13 protein-coding genes are annotated in these 19,000 nt (G+C 63.0%); 5 read left to right on the top strand and 8 right to left on the bottom strand.

Annotated elements, in window-relative coordinates; all coding sequences use genetic code 11:
• Nucleotides 1-2: 2 nt before the first annotated feature.
• Nucleotides 3-1,766, top strand: a complete 1,764-nt coding sequence (locus H9658_RS14030; protein WP_191825793.1) for an ATP-binding protein — start codon at nucleotides 3-5, stop codon at nucleotides 1,764-1,766.
• A 2-nt stretch (nucleotides 1,767-1,768) separates the two neighbouring features.
• On the top strand, nucleotides 1,769-2,899 hold the full coding sequence (locus tag H9658_RS14025; protein WP_191825792.1) for a hypothetical protein: 1,131 nt from the start codon (nucleotides 1,769-1,771) through the stop codon (nucleotides 2,897-2,899).
• Between the two features lie 166 nt (nucleotides 2,900-3,065).
• Here H9658_RS14025 and H9658_RS14020 read toward each other — a convergent pair whose 3' ends face one another.
• The 5 genes from H9658_RS14020 to H9658_RS14000 form a co-directional block, all read right to left on the bottom strand.
• On the bottom strand, nucleotides 3,066-4,013 hold the full coding sequence (locus H9658_RS14020; protein ID WP_191825791.1) for a hypothetical protein: 948 nt from the start codon (nucleotides 4,011-4,013) through the stop codon (nucleotides 3,066-3,068).
• Between the two features lie 17 nt (nucleotides 4,014-4,030).
• A complete protein-coding gene (locus tag H9658_RS14015; protein ID WP_191825790.1) occupies nucleotides 4,031-4,873 on the bottom strand; it encodes a phosphoadenosine phosphosulfate reductase domain-containing protein in 843 nt (280 codons plus the stop codon).
• Nucleotides 4,866-8,201 carry an ATP-binding protein gene (locus H9658_RS14010; protein ID WP_191825789.1) on the bottom strand — a complete coding sequence of 1,112 codons (3,336 nt, stop codon included), beginning with the start codon at nucleotides 8,199-8,201 and terminating at the stop codon, nucleotides 4,866-4,868. The genes H9658_RS14015 and H9658_RS14010 overlap by 8 nt, the downstream gene beginning before the upstream one ends.
• A complete protein-coding gene (locus H9658_RS14005; protein WP_191825788.1) occupies nucleotides 8,194-9,114 on the bottom strand; it encodes a DUF4007 family protein in 921 nt (306 codons plus the stop codon). The genes H9658_RS14010 and H9658_RS14005 overlap by 8 nt, the downstream gene beginning before the upstream one ends.
• A gap of 73 nt (nucleotides 9,115-9,187) precedes the next feature.
• Nucleotides 9,188-10,543 carry a cysteine desulfurase family protein gene (locus tag H9658_RS14000; RefSeq protein WP_191825787.1) on the bottom strand — a complete coding sequence of 452 codons (1,356 nt, stop codon included), beginning with the start codon at nucleotides 10,541-10,543 and terminating at the stop codon, nucleotides 9,188-9,190.
• An 830-nt stretch (nucleotides 10,544-11,373) separates the two neighbouring features.
• On the opposite strand from H9658_RS14000, the gene H9658_RS13995 reads away from it, so the two are divergent.
• Nucleotides 11,374-12,204: an alpha/beta fold hydrolase gene (locus H9658_RS13995; RefSeq protein ID WP_191825786.1), complete on the top strand. Its 831-nt coding sequence runs from the start codon at nucleotides 11,374-11,376 to the stop codon at nucleotides 12,202-12,204.
• Between the two features lie 285 nt (nucleotides 12,205-12,489).
• Here the strand turns inward: H9658_RS13995 and H9658_RS13990 are convergent, their stop codons facing one another.
• Both H9658_RS13990 and ubiK read right to left on the bottom strand, forming a co-directional pair.
• The gene (locus tag H9658_RS13990) at nucleotides 12,490-14,049 is read right to left on the bottom strand and encodes a YifB family Mg chelatase-like AAA ATPase (RefSeq protein ID WP_191825785.1); all 1,560 of its coding nucleotides are present in this window, start codon (nucleotides 14,047-14,049) and stop codon (nucleotides 12,490-12,492) included.
• Nucleotides 14,050-14,062: 13 nt separating this feature from the next.
• Nucleotides 14,063-14,332, bottom strand: a complete 270-nt coding sequence (ubiK, locus tag H9658_RS13985; protein ID WP_009595755.1) for a ubiquinone biosynthesis accessory factor UbiK — start codon at nucleotides 14,330-14,332, stop codon at nucleotides 14,063-14,065.
• Nucleotides 14,333-14,508: 176 nt separating this feature from the next.
• On the opposite strand from ubiK, the gene H9658_RS13980 reads away from it, so the two are divergent.
• Nucleotides 14,509-14,847, top strand: a complete 339-nt coding sequence (locus tag H9658_RS13980) for a P-II family nitrogen regulator (RefSeq protein WP_003480503.1) — start codon at nucleotides 14,509-14,511, stop codon at nucleotides 14,845-14,847.
• An 848-nt stretch (nucleotides 14,848-15,695) separates the two neighbouring features.
• On the top strand, nucleotides 15,696-17,675 hold the full coding sequence (locus H9658_RS13975; RefSeq protein WP_191825973.1) for a beta-N-acetylhexosaminidase family protein: 1,980 nt from the start codon (nucleotides 15,696-15,698) through the stop codon (nucleotides 17,673-17,675).
• 308 nt (nucleotides 17,676-17,983) lie between these two features.
• Here H9658_RS13975 and speE read toward each other — a convergent pair whose 3' ends face one another.
• On the bottom strand, nucleotides 17,984-18,835 hold the full coding sequence (speE, locus tag H9658_RS13970) for a polyamine aminopropyltransferase (protein WP_191825784.1): 852 nt from the start codon (nucleotides 18,833-18,835) through the stop codon (nucleotides 17,984-17,986).
• Between the last annotated feature and the right edge of the window lie 165 nt (nucleotides 18,836-19,000).

The raw sequence follows: 19,000 nt of genomic DNA, 5'->3' as shown, positions 1-19,000 counted from the left end.
ATATGTCCTTCCCCATCATTCCCCAGAACCTATCGATCTCCGCGATGCGAAGCTCGGGCTATCGTGATACCGCCCATGCACTTGCAGAGCTCATTGACAACGCCATCCAAGCAGGAGAAGACACCGCATCCCGTACCGAGGTCGAGGTCATCTGTATTGACGAGGCTCCTACTGGCGGGCGACGTCAGATCTCCCGACTTGCGGTCTATGACAATGCCTGTGGCATGAATCCCTCGCTGTTGAGAAAAGCCCTGCAGTTCGGCAACGGGTCCCGCCTAGAAAAAGCTCAACAAAAAGGGATCGGCAAGTTTGGGATGGGATTGCCGAACTCCTCTATTTCTCAATGCAAAAGGGTGGACGTTTGGACATGGCAAAAAGGTTCGGTTTATCACGCGTATTTAGATGTGCAGGAAATTCAAGATGGCAAGATGACAGAGGTTCCAGAACCGCGATCTTCTGAACTCCCCTCCGAGTGGCGATCATTGATCGCAGGTAACCTCGAAGAGCACGGTACACTGGTCGTCTGGAGCAAGCTGGACCGGATCTCCTGGAAGCAAAGTACAACTTTACTTCGACACACGGAATTTATCAGCGGGCGCGTGTACCGACACTTCATCAATGAAAAGTCCGTTCGAATTCGCCTTGCCGCTTATGAGAGCAAGACCAAATCGACCGTCTTCGAAAGCTTCGTCCGGCCAAATGATCCGCTCTACCTGATGTCCGGAACAAATGCCCCCTTCCCCTTCAATCAAAAGCCGGCCTTCGTGACGTTCGGACAGCCGCTGGTACTCACGGTGGCTCACTGCGGGGTAGAACACCTCGTGACCATCATTGCGTCGATCTGTAAGCCGGAGACACGGCGTGAAGGAGGAACCAAGCCGATTGGTCAGCACGCGCAAAAAAACCAGGGCATCTCCGTCGTGAGATCAGGGCGGGAGTTGGAGCTCAATCACAGCTTCACGAACTCCTATGACACGCGCGAGAGATGGTGGGGGGTCGAAGTGCAGTTCGATCCAGGCTTGGATGACGTTTTTGGCGTCACTAACAACAAGCAGTCCGCCACGGGATTTACACGTCTAAGTATCGAGGAAGACGCGTTCGAAGAGGGCCTCGCCGTGAAGGATTACCAGGAGGAACTCGAGCAGGATCGGGATCCGCGGCTTGCCATGTATCGCATCAGCCGCGAAATCGAGAAGTTATTGAATTCCATGCGTATTCAAGTGGCCAAGATGCGAGAAGGCGAACGTATCTACGCCACGAAGGAGCGGGCCGAAAGCAAGGCCGAGAAAGCAGCGACGGACTCGGTGGCAAGACGCAGAGAGCGAGTGGGGGACACAGGTAGGAGCGATAAAGAGGAGCACGCTTCCACCAGCGAACGTGCATTGGCGCTGACAGCCGATATCGTGCAAGACGGCGTGGAGGAGACGAGGGCTCATGACCTAGCCGTGGATTATGTCACCAAGAAGATCAAGTTTCGCTTTAGGCATTCTGATCTGACGGGCTTCAACATCTTCGATATCTCCACGGCTGGAGGTGTCATCTTGATCACACTCAACAGTCGTCACCCGGTGCACGCGCGCATCTTCGAGGCGCTTCAAGGGGAGGGTGGACCGGAGGTCCAGTACGCTAGAGAGGTTCTGTCGCTCATCGCCGCCTGGGCCCGAATGGAGGATGAAGCGCCCAGCGAGAAAGTGCGAGTGGGCATCGAAGACATTCGCTTGCTGTGGGGGCGGATGGCCATGGACTTCTTTGAGCTCGAGAACTAGCCATGAGCGGGCGCGAAGCGATCCGTGGATTTGCGGTCCAGACCCTCATCTGCCTTCTCGACTCGTTTTGGGCTGGCGAACAGTGGAATGCTGTCACGCTCGAGCCTGATTCCGAAAATGACAAGGTGGACATTCATTGGGAATATGCCGATGGTTCGACCTGTGCTCAACAGGTCAAATCCTCAAAGAATCAGATTGGAAAAGGCGACGTGGTGGCCTGGTGCAGGGAACTAAAGGCGTCCAATTCTGCAAATAGGTACCAGCTGATGCTGGCCGGGCCGATCGCAGCCGCCGTGCTGGAAGCCGCGCCCTTTGACGGCGTTGATGTGCCAACGCCCACGTCGATGGATACGCTGGCCCTACTCGACCAAGCCATAACGAAAGTGGATCGCTACCTTACCGCGAAGTCCATCAGTCCACTTCCACTTCCACTTCGCGAATCGCTGATCTACGAACTCGTTGCTCGCATGATGCAGTCGGCTATACACGGAAAACGTATGTTGCATGAGGAGTTTGACGGCTGGTTGCTGAGCGGGATCACTGCTTCTTATCCACAAGCGGTCAGCCAGCGACTGACCGCAAACTGCGCTGTCCTGTGGAGTGTTCTCGAGATTGCCGGGCCGATCGTGGTCTCGACGCGAGCTTTCGAACTGATACTTCCGCTCACAGTCGTCAACGGCGGTGCTTCCACGGCCATCGTTGAGATGTTTCTGCTACGTGTGTGGTCGACTGCGCTGGGGCGTGAGATGCGCTATCGTCCCGAAAGCATCGTTTCTGAGGGGACAGAGAGGGGGTACGACATTCGACGGCGGAGCGGGTATCCATTCGGAGATTTCGCGATCTCTCCCCAGTCCTCGGTCAAAAAGTCCGTACTGTTCGTTCCTGTTCAACGACCTGGATATGATGTGGATCAGTGGCCTCTTGGTGATTATCAGGTCGAATTGTTCGTCAAGTATGCGGCTCAAGCAGCCTTGTGCTCGGTCAAGAAGACAGTGATAACGATCGGGATGGACGCGTTCTCTGTCCTAACGTCGGGCCAGACCCGATTTATCTCCGTCTCCAATCTAGACAGGTATCTGAGCGAAATACTCATGGTGCAGTGCGAAGGCGACGTGCGCTCGTCCTCATTATAGAAATCATCGGTGCCAACAGGATTTTACTCTTTAGGCAGGTTGGGGTACGGATCTACGTAAGTGTCTCGCCGAAACCTGTGTGCCGTGTCGGTCCGATGTCTGGCTGCGATGACTGTCTCCGAGGGGCGGCTCATCCGGGACTTGCTATCCAAGCCTTCTTCAAATGCTAGTCATCATTTAGATTGTAGTCGTAGATGTCCTTATGGAGGGCGAAATCGCAGTTTACATGTAGATTATGTATGTATTCGAGTGTGCAATTTTCTATGAAGTGATCGAATTCTTTGCCATTACCACCTTCGATAGCACGATATTCATAGGATTCAAATCCTACGCTGAACCATCTAAGGATGATCTGCAGGTATAGGGCCGACACCCTGCACGCATGCCTGAGCATCAGCACAAGCTCTTCGCTGTCCTCGTGGCCTCCGTATTCGGCCGGCGGGCCCAAAGGGAAAGTTCCATGTGCGACATGGTTTCGAAGGTTGCGTACGAGCTGCAGCGCAAAAGTCAATCGACCCTCCGCGAGCACGCCCATCCCACCCAAAGCGGCAGCGTGGCTAGCTTTGTATCGATCGAACAGCATGATGAAGTTGTTGCAGTGATGCCTAAAGTCCTGAGGCACAGCTGATACCCCTTCGCTCTCGAAGAGATCATCTAAGAGAGCCACCGCCCGCAGGCTATTTGTTCTCTTCAGCAGGCCCTTAGCTATGCCTTTACGAGCCGATAATGGTCCATAGAGGTGATCAATGAAACGATAGGCTTCCTCCAGGCCATTGCAGACAAACATGAAGCGCGTGAGCGCGGTAGCGTGAGTCGTGTAGTGCTTCGCGTGGGCATCGATGTTATCGCCAATACTTCCGCAGTAAAGTCCGTCCGAGGATTCGAACTTCCAGGTATCGACTTCGACCTTTTCAAGCTGAGCGGCTAACCTGAGCCAGTCTCCAATCGTCTCGGTCCGAATCTTGGTTGTGCCGTGCTCGCTCAAGTAGGACGACGTGTTTCCAAGGAAGTGCGCAGCAAAACTAACTTCGATTAAATGTTCAGCGAGCCCACGGGTCCCTGAACAAGTAGGACAGAAATGCGCAACGCCAGGTTCAGGATCGTCGGCGCTCATGCCTTATTTTCCTCAGTTCACTTATGACAAACCGCGCACGAACCGTTGCCTTCATCCACCCCGTAAATTTCGTCGATTTCGTCGGGGCAGGCTTTCACAGGCCGCAGTGGGTTGATCGGGATGGCTTTGCGCATGCGAGCTCGGCGAAGCTCGTATTCCGCTTCGATCTCCGCAATGCGTTCAGGCTGCTCCATATCGACCAGCGACTCGCCCTTCGACCAAGTGAAGGGGGAGCCGTGCTCCAGCGCATCCTTCTCCAACGCCTTGGCGTCTTCATATGCCTGCGGATGGCGCTCCCTCAGGCGTACCCACTCGATCTTCTGCTGGAAGAAGCAGAAGGTGCAGCCGCTGCGCGATCGCCACTCGTAATACTTGGGATAGCCGACGCCGGAGTTCTCCAAGATGTCGATGACACCGGCCTTGTCGATGCCCGCCTCGCGGAAGGGAAGCTTCACGAACAGGTTGTCAGCCTTGGTCGAGTAGCCCTCGCGGTAGTCCTCATCGGCGCGGATGGCCACATAGGACGTGACCTTGTCGCCGTTCGCGAGCATCGGCCTGACCCAGTTCTCGAACGGGGCCAGCTTTAGCTTGCGGGTGCACCAGCGGGTGTTGGGGTTGGGCAGGAAGTGGTTGTATTGGCGAAGCCAGAAGCTGAAATCGCGGTCAGGGTTCAACCGAAGGATCGTCTTGCCAAGCTTTCCCTCGAGCTTACCCAGGAACTCATAGACCTCGGGCAGCTCTTCGCCTGTGTCGGTATAGAAGTATTCGATGTTGAGCTCGGGATGGCGCTCGCGCATATAGACGGCCAGAGCCGCGCTGTCCTTGCCTCCCGAGATTCCCAGAACGTGCCGCTCAGCCATTGGCTGCCTCCTTGTCGATGGACGCCAGCTTCATCCCGGCCTTGGCCAGGATCGCCAGCAAGACTTCCGTTCCCAAACCTTGGCCTTCCAGCATGGAGACGACCTCGAGGGCCTTGGCCTCCACGGTCTTGCGGTGGCGGTCCGAAATAGCGAACGAGCGCGATATCGTCTTGGTGTCTGCGCCCGCGCCGATGACCACGGCGATGGCTTCGCTGTGCGCCTTGCGCCCCTGCACGGCTGCGAAGGCCTCAGATTCGCGGAAGCGGCGCGCTAACTTCGCCAGCTCCAAGATCGCGGCGTCGATGTGCCGATCCACCCAATCGCGGGGCGGCTTCTCCGCCGCCAGGCTCAGGATGCCTTCGAGCGATGCTCTCGACCCGTCGTAGTTGACCAAACGCGTAGCGAAGCCATCAATTTGGAAGTCCCCCGAGATGCCGGAGACGGACTTCGCCCGCTCGCGCAAGTTTTCCAAATCGTCGCGGCTCGCGTCCAAAGCGGCGAGCATCTTGGCTTCGACCTCAGCGAGCATCTTCCCGTAGGCGCCGGCGAGTTCTTGCAGCGGTGCGCGCAGCGCCTTCACATAAGCCTTGCCGTCGGATGCGCCCAGGAGCGATGCCAGATCGACGAACAGCACCTTGTGCGGGTCGCTGGCCTTCAAAAGCATGTCGCGCATGTCACGGGTTGTTTGCCCAAGCCGCGAGGTCCGCCGGGCCCATTCGGGCAGGTTGAAGACCATAGCCACAAGGCCGCGGGCTGCCTCTAGCGGGTCGGCTGCGCCGGCGTTCTCGCCGATCTCGGCCAACAGCTTGGAGATGCCTTTGAGAATGCGGTTCTTATCCTCGTCGATAGCCACCCAGCGCAGCGAAAAGCGATCGGGGTCTTGCAGGCACTCGTCGATGTCGAAGTCGGTGAGCCGGGGCACGAACATCCCGTCCTTGTAGACGGCGACGTTGGCTTTGTGGGCTAGCAGGAAGGTGGTGAGGAACACGGGCTGGATGCCCAACTTCATACCGAACGGCGGCGCGCTCCACAGCTTGTAGATCTCGTGCGCGCCCACGCGGGCGTCGGCGTCCGAGAAGAGGGTTCGCGTGGCGCTCCAGAGGTTCTTGAAGCCTTCGGCGAACCCATCGCCAGGCGGCATGCAGCGCCAGGCCCCAGAGGCGTCTTGGCGATGAAGCCCCGTGCGCTTGAGCAGAGTCTCATAGAGGCCGCGCTCGGCCGGGAAGCCCTCGAATCCCAAGGCCTCTTGGCCTTCTGCGTTGATCATCGCGTGCAGCAGGTCGCGGCGCGCCTTCACGCTGTTGCTCGACACGCTGTCGCGATTGACTAGCTCGCTCCACACCGGGGGCGAATCGCCGAACATGTCTTCGGCCAGGCTCGAGGCAACCGGTGAGAGCTTGGAGCCTGGCTCGACGATTTGGTCGGTTCCGTCGTGCCACTTCGCCAGCGACACCGCGGCTTGCAGTTGGTCCTCCAAGTCGGCGCGGGTGGCGGCCAGGCGCGCGTAGACTTCCCGGCGTGCGACGGCATCGCCTGAGAGCTCGTGGCGGTCTTTGACTTGCTCCAAGGCGACTAGTTCCGCCGAGAGTTCGGCGATACGGGCGTGGTTCGCAGGAATGCCTACCATCACGGGCCATGGGCTTAACTTGGAGCACACCTGTGCTCGTACTCGCGCGTCCCTCGGCTTCATGCCTTTACTGGGCAGCGCGAGGATGAAGGTCCCGAACTCGCCCTTCTTGGGTTGGTAGTTCGCGGCGATTTTCTCAGCTTGCTCGATGCTGCATAGCGAGAGCTCCATCCATCGCATGGAGCCGGTCTCGTGGTAGTGCCGCTTGGCCACGACCGGATGCAGACCCATGAGCTGCGCCAGGCGGCCGTAGTCGATGCCCGGAGAGGCTGCCAAGGTTTGGGCGATGGCCGCGTCGATGTCGAAGTCGCTGCCTTCGAAGACAGACCAGGCCCCGGTGTAATTCTTGTAGAGGGCGACTTTGAGATCGGAGAGCTTTTTGAGGGCAGCGTCCAGCTCCTCGCGCGTCTTGTCGTAGAAGAGCGCGCCGATCACCGCGGCGTCGGCCGCCAGGCCCGAGCCATTGCGGAACATGTCTATGACCGCGATGGTTTTGATCAGCGAGACGAGCAACGCATCGCCCGTCTTGGCTTCGGCTCGCTCGACCGCCTCGACGGCTTGCGACCAGCGGTGGCCGTCCGGAGAGGCCAGGATCGCCGGCTCCAAGTTCGAGCGCAGGTAGTCCCAGTAGTCGCTTGGACGATACCAACTCGCGTCCTCGCGAAGTGTCGAGTTCAGATAAGAGCGGAAACCATGCGGCTCCACCGACGAGAGGAAACCGAAGGTGCTGCGCTCGTTCTGGCCGAACTGCCGCTTTGAGATCGGGCCCAGGAGCGCAGCCATCGCTGGATGCAGCGGCCAACAGGCTTCCAAGGACTTGGCGAAATCTTTCCCCACGGCAGGGCGGCGGGAGCGGATCGCTTCGGCGATGGCCTTGGACGCCTCGGGTATCCAGGGAGGGCTATCCTTTGCTTCGATCGCGCGGCCGATGAGCTCGACGACCTCGTCGCTCGCGGCCACAAAGGGCAAGTCGATGTAGCGGCCTTGCACTTTGGCCCAATCGTCGCGGGTATCGATGCCTAAGCGGGCTGAATATTGCGCAAAGGACTGATGCAGCACGCCCACGACCACTAGGCGACCCTCGGAGCGCGCGGCGGCTTCGGCTAGCTCTTGGAAGAAGTAGACGTCGTCCCCGGAGCCCAGTGCGGAAGCCTCGAGGAACTTGCCCATCTCGTCGATAATGACCAGCGCGCCGTCATGGGGGCGACTTTTGGCCTCTTCGAGAAGCTCGGCAATCAGCGATTGCGCGTTGGGCTTGCTGCGACCATCGATATTGCGACCTTGCGCTCGCCGCAGAGACGCATGCAGCTCTGCTACCACGCTTCCGCGCCGGCCCACGGCCGGCACGAGCAGCCATCCCCTACGCACGGGGAAGGCCTTGTCAAAGGCAGGCTTGGAGTCCAGTCGCAATGCCTTGCGCGCCTTGGTCCGCAGATTCTTGTCAGGGTGCAGCGCGCTCGCCAAGGCTACGGCAAGCGAACTCTTGCCACCGCCGAAGGGGCCAGTCCAGGTGAAGCAACGTTGATTGGTGCCCGAGAGTTGCTTGCACATGCCATCGACCACAGCAGATGCGGTCGCGTGGCAGATGTAGCCGGAAAGGGCGTCGGCGCGGCCGATATCGGCATCGACGCGGATGGAGCGCTGGTACTGGCGCGATATTTGGACGATGTCCGACAGAGCCAGTTGCTTCTTGTCAGTCATAAGCGCGCCTGATCATGTTTTTTATGTCTTCCTTGGACAGATCCTTCCGGTGGACCTGCCGTAAACCGGCGGAGTCGGTCCACTCAAGCTTGCGCCTTGTGAAGTCCGAGAGAGCAATCAGCCGTTGGGCGATCGACTCCTCGTCTAGCTTGAATACACGGCCAGGTGAACCTTCCGCGTAGGCGACGGTTTCGAAGGCCAGCGAGCTTTGGCCATCGGCCTCGCGGTTCCAGAAGTCGACGAGGGCATACGCGAAGATGCCATCATGCAGCGAAGCCTTCGGGCCACGGCGGAAGGCATATTGTCCTTTATGGACTTCTTGCAGTAGGCCCAACTCGCCAAGCAGCGGCTCGGCGAAGTCCTCGGGCGAGCCGCCGACCACACGGGGGGCATAGCTGCGCAGGCACGTCTCCAAGTCTCGGGAGATCGTCGAGACTGAGAGGCGGTGCTTCGGATCGAGTTCGCGAGCGTATCGCTCCAGAGGCTCTTCGAGCTCTTGGCGGGTGAAGGTCGGCGCCGTCACATTGTTGAACAACCAGTACCACGTCGTCGAACGGAAGCAGCGGCCAGCAAGCTGCCAATGGGCAAGCCATGCCGTGGATGGACTCTCTGCATAGGGATCAAGACCGCCATCCTGCAGGATCTCACTAGCAAGCTTCCCAATACGAAAGTTGCCCTGGTCTTCATACAGGACGCCACAGGCTAGAGCCCAATGCCGGATGGAGGCAACCATGTTCTTGCCTACCCCAAAAGTAGCAATGGCATCGTCGCCCGTAAACGTCGCCTTCGGGATACTGCCGCCTGCAACTGCTTGATCGTAGGCCTTTTTTAGCCACATCTGGCGCAGGGGGAAGGTCTCGTGCCCCGAGAAATGGGCAGGAATCGAGGCTGATGTTGCGCGGTGGCGAGTCATGGGCACATTCTATGCCCGACTGGGGGAGTTCACCAGTCCGAAACCGACCTCGCGGGTGGTAGAGACGTGCGCCCTATCCAAACCTACTCATACAGGCTGCAGCGTCAGCCAATATTTGTGCCGCTTCGTAGGCCTCAGACGTGGTCGATTGGCGGCCAAACCCGATGCGAACGACTTCCCGGGCCTCGTCGTCGGAGAACCCTGAGGCTTGCAGAACGTGTGAGCGATGAATGGAGCCCGATGTGCAGGCAGAGCCGCTTGAAATGCTCAACTTGGGACTTGCGCGCATGACGAGGTCATCAGCATCGGCTCCTATGAAGCGAATACTTCTCAAGCCAGGAAGATTTGGGCCGCCGCAATCGAACGTTTTGAAATTAGCTCCGAACTCGCTGAGAAAATTACAAAACGAATCCGCAAGGACTTCGGTGTGCAGCGCATCACGCTCCATGCTGTTTGCGACTATTTCGCATGCTTTTCCGAAGCCAGCTATCAGAAACACAGGTAGAGTTCCTGGGCGAAGGCCAGATTGTTGGCCTCCCCCAAAAAATAGAGGTTGCATCAATTTCCTGACTCGTGGCGAGATATAGAGAGCTCCAATTCCGGAGGGGCCATACATTTTGTGGGATGAAAGGCTTAATAAATCGACTCCCATTGCGGCAACGTCAATCTTTAGCCTTCCCGCCGTTTGCGCAGCATCGACATGCAAAATTCCATTTTTTGATCTCAATAAATTTGAAATTTCCTCGATTGGCTGTATGGTACCTATCTCGTTGTTGGCATGCATGACGGAAGCTAAATTAAGATCAAAGCGGCCAGACTCAATTATCTTCGTTGCAGCCTCTACTTCGACGCGGCCGTGCCTGTCGACAGGAATGATCTCCACTGAAACGCCGCGTGTGCGTAGATGCGTGCCTACCTCAATAACGGCCTTGTGTTCAATTGAGGAATGCAAAAGTCTCGAGCCATTCGGATTCTGAGAAAGTACGCCTTGTAACGCGAGGTTGTTCGACTCTGTAGCTCCTGACGTGATAACCAGCTCACTCGGCGATGCTCCAATCAGGCTCGCGATAGCCTGCAGAGCGGTGTCGACCGCCTTGGCGGCTCGCTGGCCAGCCAGGTGCCCGGCATGAGGATTGGCATGGGTAGCCCCAAGCCAGGGGAACATGGCTTCGACAACCTCGGGATCGGGTTGCGTTGAGGCATTACAGTCCAAGTAAATCGGGGGCTTCATTGCAGACCTGGCAAACGATAGGGAAGAGACGAACTTCACACGCGATACCTTGCCACATTTGGTATAGGCCGTTGCGATGAAGGCCGTCAGTCCTGCCATTGGGGCATAGGTAAACTTGCCGGTCAGTTCGTTCTGAACATCTTGTCTGGCCTGACTTTGGCTTTCTGCGCTACTCCGTCTACGGTCAGCGTCGCGCACGCTCGCGCGTTCAAATGCACTGCATCAAGCCATGGCGCAGGGGGTACCATGGCTTGCACTTGATTCGGCAGGGGTTGCTGATCTGCAGTGTGAAGTCGATGCCGGCATCACGGACAGTAGCTGAGATTTCGCTGCTTACGTGCTTGTTCAGCTTTTGTTTAGGCTTCTGTTAGCTATCCAATGATGTCCATGAACGTCCACGGAATTTGGGGGCATTAATGGGGGCATTTTCGTGATTTGCTTGATATTAAATTCTTTTAAAACATGTACTTGTGTTTCAAGTTTGAATCCCTCCGGGGCACCACATCATCCCCAGCCTGCATGGCCTCTTCGACCGCGAATCCTGCCGGTGGTGGACACCGCCTTCGGCGCTGCGGCGATCGACGGCCTGCGGCGTATGACGCCGCTGCGCGTACTAGTACGGCTCGGGATGCCGCGCTGGCACCCTCTGCGTCGAAAGGCCGGCGCGTACTGCGTGTCTCTCCGCGCGCACCGCGTCATCGTCCATCGCGCATGGAATTCCTTCCGCCGCTGGCCTGCATCGCCTTCGGCATTGCGGCGACCGGCGGTCTTGGGCGCGTGACGCCGCCGCTCCCGGGGATGCCGCGCTGGATTTCGCTGGGCTGCATCGCCAGCGCGTGCGGCGCACACAACACGACGTCCTCCGTCGTGCCGGCGCCGCCGCTGAGACGCTCGCGGCCGCGGTTTCCACGTTCGCGGCGGTCCAGTGCGGGCCATCTCTTTCGCATCCTCTCCGGTGCCCGTGTCAGTGAGGCCGCCATGAATGTCGTGGGGCGGGCTCCGTTGCGGCCCCTTGCCGGAGGCCACCGGTGATCGGTCCGCGCACCCCGCTAGGCAAGCCTGCGGTCCACTTGCTGGGCGACGACGATGCGCTGGCCTACCTGCGGCTCGGCGACGGCGCCCCGGTGGTGCTGGTGCATGGTGCGCTGTGCGACTACCGCTATTGGGCGCCGCAACTGCGCGGCCTGTCCGAGGGCTTCGAGGTCGCCGCACTGAGCCTGGGCCAGTATTTCCCGCAGTTGCCATCGTCGCTGCGGCATCGCTTCGGCTGGCGTTGGCATACGCAGCAGGTTGCCGGGTTCCTCGCCAGCTACGGACAACCGGTGCATCTGGTCGGCCACTCGCGCGGCGCCGCGGTAGCCTGGCAGGTCGCGCTGCAGCGGCCGGCCGCGATCGCCAGCCTGAGTCTGTTCGATCCGGGCGGGCCGCAGCCGCAGGGCCTGCCGGAGGAGGTGGTGGCGATCCGCGCGCGGGCGATCGCCTTGCTGCGCGACGGGCAGGTCGAGGCCGGCCTGGAATGTTTCGTCGATTCGGTCAGCCAGCCCGGCGCCTGGGCGCGCAGCAGCGCGACGTTCCGGCAGATGGTGCGCGACAACGCGCAGACCCTGGTGCCGCAGATCGGCGATGCGCTGCCGGCCTACGACCGCGAGCAGGCCGCGGCCCTGGCGCTGCCGGTGCTGCTGGTCAGCGGCGAACTGAGTCCGGCGCAGTACCGCGACAACGCGTCCGCGCTGGCCGAGTGGTTGCCCGAGGCGCGCCACCACGTCCTCGCCGGCGCTTCGCACGGGATGACCTTCACCCATGCGCGGCGCTGCAATGCCTTGCTGGCCGAGTTCGTGACATCGGTACCAGTAGGTTGAAGCCACGCAGGCATCCGCGGTGACGGGACCGTCGCCCATCGCGCGGTAGTGAGCGGAAGGGGCGCTGGCCGGCATTGCCGCGATGTGCGGCCAGCAACCGTGGTCAGCGGCAGGCGGCGGGATGGCGCTATCGCACAACTGCAGCGCTTTATATCCAGCGTGTCCTGCTGCGTCGTCGCCGCATCCGCTTGCGGTATGCGCGTTGCGGTATGCGAGGCCGCTGCGCGGCTCCGTGCGATGGGCGCATGTAGACCAGGCGGTTGCTGCGCCGGCGCGCTCGGCGCGCTATCGCGCCGCGTGCCGCACTTCGCCCGCGCGCGCAAACGAACCTGGCTGCGGCGAAGCGGGCTCGCCGCGATCCAGTTGCCGGTAGCCGATCGCCTCGGTCAGATGCGTGGTGGCGATCGCGTCGCTGCCATCTAGGTCGGCGATGGTGCGCGCCACGCGCAGGATGCGGTGCAAGGAGCGCGCCGACAGGCGCAGGCGGTCGATGGCGTGTTCCAGCAGCGCTTCGTCGCGCGGCTGCAGGCGGCAGTCGCGCAAGGTCTCGCCGTGGCCGAGCTGGCCGTTGGGGCAGCCGGCGCGTGCCAGCTGGCGTTGCCGCGCCTGCTCCACCCGCTCGCGTACGGCCGCGCTGCTCTCGCCGGGGGCGGCGTCGGCGCGCAGCGCCTGCGGCGGCAGCCGCGGTACATCCACATGCAGGTCGATGCGGTCCAGCAAGGGGCCGGAGATGCGCGCGCGGTAGCGGCGGATGCTGTCGTCGCTGCAGCGACAACGGCCGCTGGCGTCGCCGGCCCAGCCGCAGGGGCAGGGATTCATCGCTGCGACCAGCTGGAAGCGGGCGGGGAATTCGGCGCTGCGTGCGGCGCGCGAGACGGTGACCGTGCCCGATTCCAGCGGCTCGCGCAGCACTTCCAGCGCGTGCCGGTTCCATTCGGGCAATTCGTCGAGGAACAGCACGCCGCGATGCGCCAGCGAGATCTCGCCCGGGCGCGGATGGGTGCCGCCGCCGACCAGCGACACCGCGCTGGCGGTGTGGTGCGGCGCGCGGTAGGGCCGCTGCCGCCAGCGCGCCGGGTCCAGACCGCGGCCGCTGACCGAGGCGATCGCCGCCGCTTCCAGCGCCTCGGCCTCGCTGGCCTCGGGCAGAATCCCGGGCAGGCGCGAGGCCAGCAGGGTCTTGCCGCAGCCCGGGCTGCCGATCAGCAGCAGGTGGTGGTGGCCGGCGGCGGCGATCTCCAGCGCGCGCCGCGCCTGCGCCTGCCCGCGCACGTCGCTCAGGTCGGGAAACGGCGTGGCCGCGGCCGGCAGGGCTTCGGCGGCGGGCAAGGTCTTGGTGCCGTTCAACAGCGCGCAGACCTCGAGCAGGGTGCGCGCGGTGAACGCCTGCACGTGCTGCGCCAGCGCCGCTTCGGGACCGTTGCCCGCCGGTACGATCAGCGTGCGTCCGGCCTGCGCGGCGGCCAGTGCCGCCGGCAGCACGCCGTCCACCGGGCGCAGTTCGCCGGTCAGGGCCAGTTCGCCGAGGAATTCGTAGTGGCCCAGCGCCTGCGGGTCGAGTTGCCCGGCGGCGGCGAGGATGCCCAGCGCGATCGGCAGGTCGAAGCGGCCGCCGTCCTTTGGCAGGTCGGCCGGGGCCAGGTTGACGGTGATGCGCCGCGCCGGGAACTCGTATTGCGCGCACAGGATGGCGGCGCGCACGCGATCGCGCGATTCGCGTACCGCGGCCTCGGGCAGGCCGACGATCTGCGTCGCCGGCAGTCCGCCGGACAGATGGACCTCGACCCGAACCGGAGGCGCAAGCACCCCCGCGCGGGCACGGCTGTGCACCAGCGCCAGGCTCATGGTGGCGGGGGTGTCAGGCTTGCGCGGACGGCGCGTCGCCGCTGCGCGCGGCTTCCAGCGCGGCGACGCTGCGTTCCAGCGCTTCCAGCTTCTCGCGGGTGCGCAGCAGGACCGCGCGCTGCACGTCGAATTCCTCGCGGGTGACCAGGTCGAGCTTGCCCAGGCCGGCCTGCAGCGCGCTCTTGAAGGTGCTCTGAAGTTCGTCGCGGGATTCGCGCAGGCCTGGCGGTACCAGGTCGCTGAGGCGGCGGGCGAGGTCGTCGAGGTGATTGAGGTCGATCATGGCGATGCTCCGGCAGGGAGCGCCAGACTGCGGCACCCTGCGGTTCGGGGCCATCGGTATCGGGCGCGGCGCGCTGTCGGAAAATTCCGGCGATGGGGCGCGCGAGCATTTGAACCCGGCGGCCGGGCATCGCGCAACCGCGCTATCCTGACGCCATTGTGATTGGAGAAAGCCGCATGAAGATGATCATGGCCGTCATCAAGCCGTTCAAGCTCGACGACGTGCGCGAAGCGCTCGCCGCGCAGGGCGTGGCCGGCATCACCGTCACCGAGGTCAAGGGCTTCGGCCGGCAGAAGGGCCACACCGAACTGTACCGCGGCGCCGAGTACGTGGTCGATTTCCTGCCCAAGGTCAAGCTGGAAGTGGCGGTCACCGAGGACCAGGTCGAACGCGTGCTCGAGGCGATCGTCAAGGCGGCCGGCACCGGCAAGATCGGCGACGGCAAGGTGTTCGTGTACGACCTGGGCACGGTGGTGCGGATCCGCACCGGCGAACTGGATGCGGACGCGCTGTAGGGTCTCGGTACGCGCTGCGTTCCTGGCGACAGGGCTGCATCGCGAGAATTCAACGGTGAGGTGCGCGGCAGCGCGGTCGTGCATCGTAGATCGCGGCGCGTCTAGCCGCTGCTTCTACGTCGCACTGCGCCGCCCGGCACTTCGCCGATCTCCATCGGCAAAGCACCTCGGTCTGGCTCGGCCCACGCTGTTCTCTGCGCCGCGATAGACCTGCTTTCACTCCGCAACATTCGTCCGATGCAGAGCCGCTGCGCCGGCGCGCAATGCCGATGGGTGCCTTGCCGCGGCCGCACTGGCTTCGCTGATCGAATACTCCTCGGCCTTGTCGCGCTCCACGCCGTTGAACGAACGGAGCCGGATTGCCCTGCTTCGGCGAATCTCGGGGCTGAACCCCTCCTGCAGTGCAGCAGGCGGGCATCCGAAGCTCCCTGTGGGAGCGACTTCAGTCGCGACGCGCGAAGCGGTGGATTTTCCGGCTGCGGATGCAGTCGGACTGAAGTCCCTCCCGCAGTGCACCCAGCCGCTTGCCGCAAGGTCGTTGTAGGAGCGGCTTGAGCCGTGACGAACGCAACTCGGCACTGCACCGGCTTCGGCGAATGTCAGAGCTGAAGCTCTTCTCGGTCTCCAACAGGGCAGTGATAGCTCAGGGCGATCTGCCCGCGTTGCCGCGCATACCATTTAAATACCGAATTGGGCGCAGGCCTGCGCCGCCGTTTGGTCTGACGCGAGCCAAGCCGGAATTCGACAATCCGCAGCACGCGAATCCCCGCCGCGGCCGCGCAGCTTGTCGCGACGTAGCGACTTGCCTACTCTGTGCCGTAATACCATTCCAATACCGGAGATCCGGAATGACGCGACGCGCTACACGGGCGGGCCTGAGTCTGCTCTCGATGACGGTGGCGCTGGGTCTCGCGCTGGCGGTCCCGGCCGCGGCGCAACCGGTCACGCGGCCGGCGCTGTTTCCGAGCCCGGTGTCGATCCGGCTTGAGGCCGGCACTGTCGCGCTCGGCCGGAAGGTCGTGCTGGTCGCCGCGCCGGGTGCGGACCCCGCATCGGTCGCACTGGTCCGTCGCAGCCTGGTCTCCGCGGGGGTCGAGCACATCGCCACCGCGTCGCGCCTGCCGGCCACGCTCGAACAACCGTACATCGTCGTCGGAACCGGCGAGGCGGTGGTCGTCCGCGAGGCGCTGACGCGCAGCAAGGCCATGCAGGAGACGCACAAGGAGGGCTATACCCTCGCCAGCGTCGCCACCGGCAAGGGCAGCCTGATCACGCTCGCCGGCCACGACGCCGACGGCCTGTTCCATGCCGCGCAGACCTTGCGTCAGCTTGCCGAACGCCCGGCCATCCCGACCCTGGTCATCCAGGACTACCCCGCGATGGCCATCCGCGGCACGATCGAGGGGTTCTACGGGGCGCCATGGTCGATGGCCGATCGCGCCAAGCACATCGATTTCCTCGCCCGCACCAAGGCGAACACCTACATCTACAGCCCGAAGGACGACCCCTATGCGCGCGACCGCTGGCGCGAGGCCTATCCGGCGGCCACGCTGAAGGCGCTGGGCGGCTTGGCGGCGACGGCCAGGCGCAACCATGTCGATTTCGTCTACGCGATCTCGCCAGGGCCGTCGGTCTGCTTCTCCGATCCGGCCGATGCCAAGGCGCTGCTGCGCAAGTTCGACGCGTTTCGCGCGCTGGGCGTGCGCAGCTTCTATGTCGCGCTCGACGATATCGAATACACCAAGTGGAATTGCGAGCGCGACAAGGCCACCTTCGGCCCGTCGGGTGCGGAAGCGGCGGGCGTCGCGCAGTCGTACCTGCTCAACCTGGTGCAGGCGGACCTGGTCGCCCGGCACGCTGCGGCGTCGGAACTGATCATGGTCCCGACCGAGTACTACGACGCCAAGGAAAGCCCGTACAAGGCCGCGCTGCGCCAGCATCTGGATCCGAAGATCGTCGTGCAATGGACCGGCACCGACGTCGTGCCGCCGGCCATTTCCATTCCCGATGCGCGCGCGGCGACCAAGGCGTTCGGGCGCAGGACGCTGCTGTGGGACAACTACCCGGTCAACGATTACGAAACCTCGGCCGGCCGCTTGTTGCTGGCGCCGTACACGCGGCGCGAAGCTGGCCTGTCTGCGGAGTTGGCCGGCATCGTCGCGAACCCGATGAACCAGGAGGCGCCGAGCCGTGTCGCGGTGATGGGGCTGACCGCGTTCGCATGGAACGACAAGGATTACGACGCCGAGCGGACCTGGCATGCGGCGGCGCGCGAACTGGCGGCGGGCGATGCGCGGGTGACCGCGGCGCTGCTCACCTTCTTCGATACCCAGCACCTGGCGCCGACCTTCGGCAGCCAGCCGTGGCAGGAGCAGGCGCCGCGGCTGAAGGCCGTGCTCGACCGGGTTCGCGAAGCGCTTGCCGGTGGCGACGCCGACGCGCGTGGCCAGGCGCTCGCCGAGCTCGCGCGCAGCGCGGACGAGATCGCGGCGGCGCCGGGCATCATCCGCGCAGGCGTGGCCGATCCGGGCTTCGCCGAACAGTCGCGCCCCTGGCTGGATGCGATGCAAGGCTGGGGGCGCGCGCTGCAGGCGACGGCAGCCGGGCTGCAGGCCGCCAACCGAGGCGACGCCGCGGCGTCAGGCTCGTTCGCCGATGCGGCCCGGCTCGCTGCCGAGGCCGCGGCGATCCAGTCGATCCCCGGCGCGACGCGTTTCGGCGGGCCGGTCAAGATCGCCGATGGCGTGCTCGATCGCTTCGTGGCGGACGCCCCGACGCTGATCGCGCTGGACGCACCGGCTGGATCGGCTCCGACGGCTGCGCGTTGACGGTTCGGCGGGCGTTGGCGGGGGGCGCTTCCTCCGGCCGCCGCTTGAGCCATGCACCGGTGCTGCGCGGTGCATCGTCCGCGATCGGCAAAATTTCCGGAGGCCCGCCAGCCGCTGCAGTGCAACGGGGGACGGAACGAGAACGCGCAAGTCGACGTGATGTCGACCAAGGCCGCTGCGCCTAGGAGGCTCTGCGCTCGTGATGTCTTGCGGCAGGTGCATGCGGGCGACACGCCGGCGCATGCACGCTCAGCCCGCGTTCGTCCGGGCGCCGCGAACACGCAGGCGCCCGGTTCCGCCTGGGCCGATTACTCGCCCAGCGCCTCGGCCACGAACGGCGGCAGCACCTGGGTGCCGGTGTGCAGGTGCGCGCTGTAGTAGCGGGTGGCGAATGGCTTGGCCGCCGCGTCGGCCTGGCGGAAGTCGAAGCCGCCCTGCTTGCGCGCCAGGGTCACGCTCCACCAGCCGGTCGGGTAGCACGGCTGCGGGAACGGAACGGTGTGGAAGCTGGCGAAGCCGGCCTTGCCCATCTCCGCGCGCATTTCCTTGATCAGGTCCAGCAGCGCCAGCGGCGATTCGGACTGCTGCACCAAGATGCCGTCGTCCTTCAGCGCCTTGAAGCAGCTGGCGTAGAACGCCTTGTTGAACAGGCCTTCTGCCGGACCGACCGGATCGGTCGAATCGACGATGACGATGTCCACGCTGCCGGCCGGGCAGTTGGCCATGTAGGCGATGCCGTCGTCGAACAGCAGCTCGGCGCGCGGATCGGCATTGGATTCGCACAGCTCCGGGAAGTACTTCTCGGCCATGCGCGTGACCTGCTCGTCGATGTCGCACTGGGTGGCGCTTTCCACGCCCGGGTGCTTGAGCACTTCGCGCAGGGTGCCGCAGTCGCCGCCGCCGATGATCACCACGCGCTTGGGCGCGGCGTGGGTGAACAGCGCCGGGTGGCTGATCATCTCGTGGTAGAAGAAGTTGTCGCGCGTGGTCAGCATCACCGCGCCGTCGATCACCATCAGCTTGCCCCAGTCGGTGGTGTCGTAGATCTCGATCTTCTGGAACGGCGACTGCACCTCGTCCAGCTTGCCGGTGATGCGATAGCCGATGGCCGAGCCGGTGGGCTGGAAGTGTTCGATGTACCAGTTGTCGTTGGCGGTCATGCAGAAGATTCCTAGGAAAGCAAGAAAGAAGACGGACGCATCCTTCTCCCACCGGGAGAAGGTGGCGCGACGCGCCGGATGAGGGTGGGGCGCAGCCTCACGCAGCTAGACCGCGCGACGCCAGACACCACCCTTCGCCGGATGAGGGCAGGGCGCGGCCTCGTG

The organism is Xanthomonas bonasiae, from assembly GCF_014836395.1.
In the GTDB taxonomy this organism is placed as follows: domain Bacteria; phylum Pseudomonadota; class Gammaproteobacteria; order Xanthomonadales; family Xanthomonadaceae; genus Xanthomonas_A; species Xanthomonas_A bonasiae.
The sequence above is the reverse complement of the archived record's forward strand: the minus strand, read 5'-3'. Positions and strand labels throughout refer to the sequence as shown.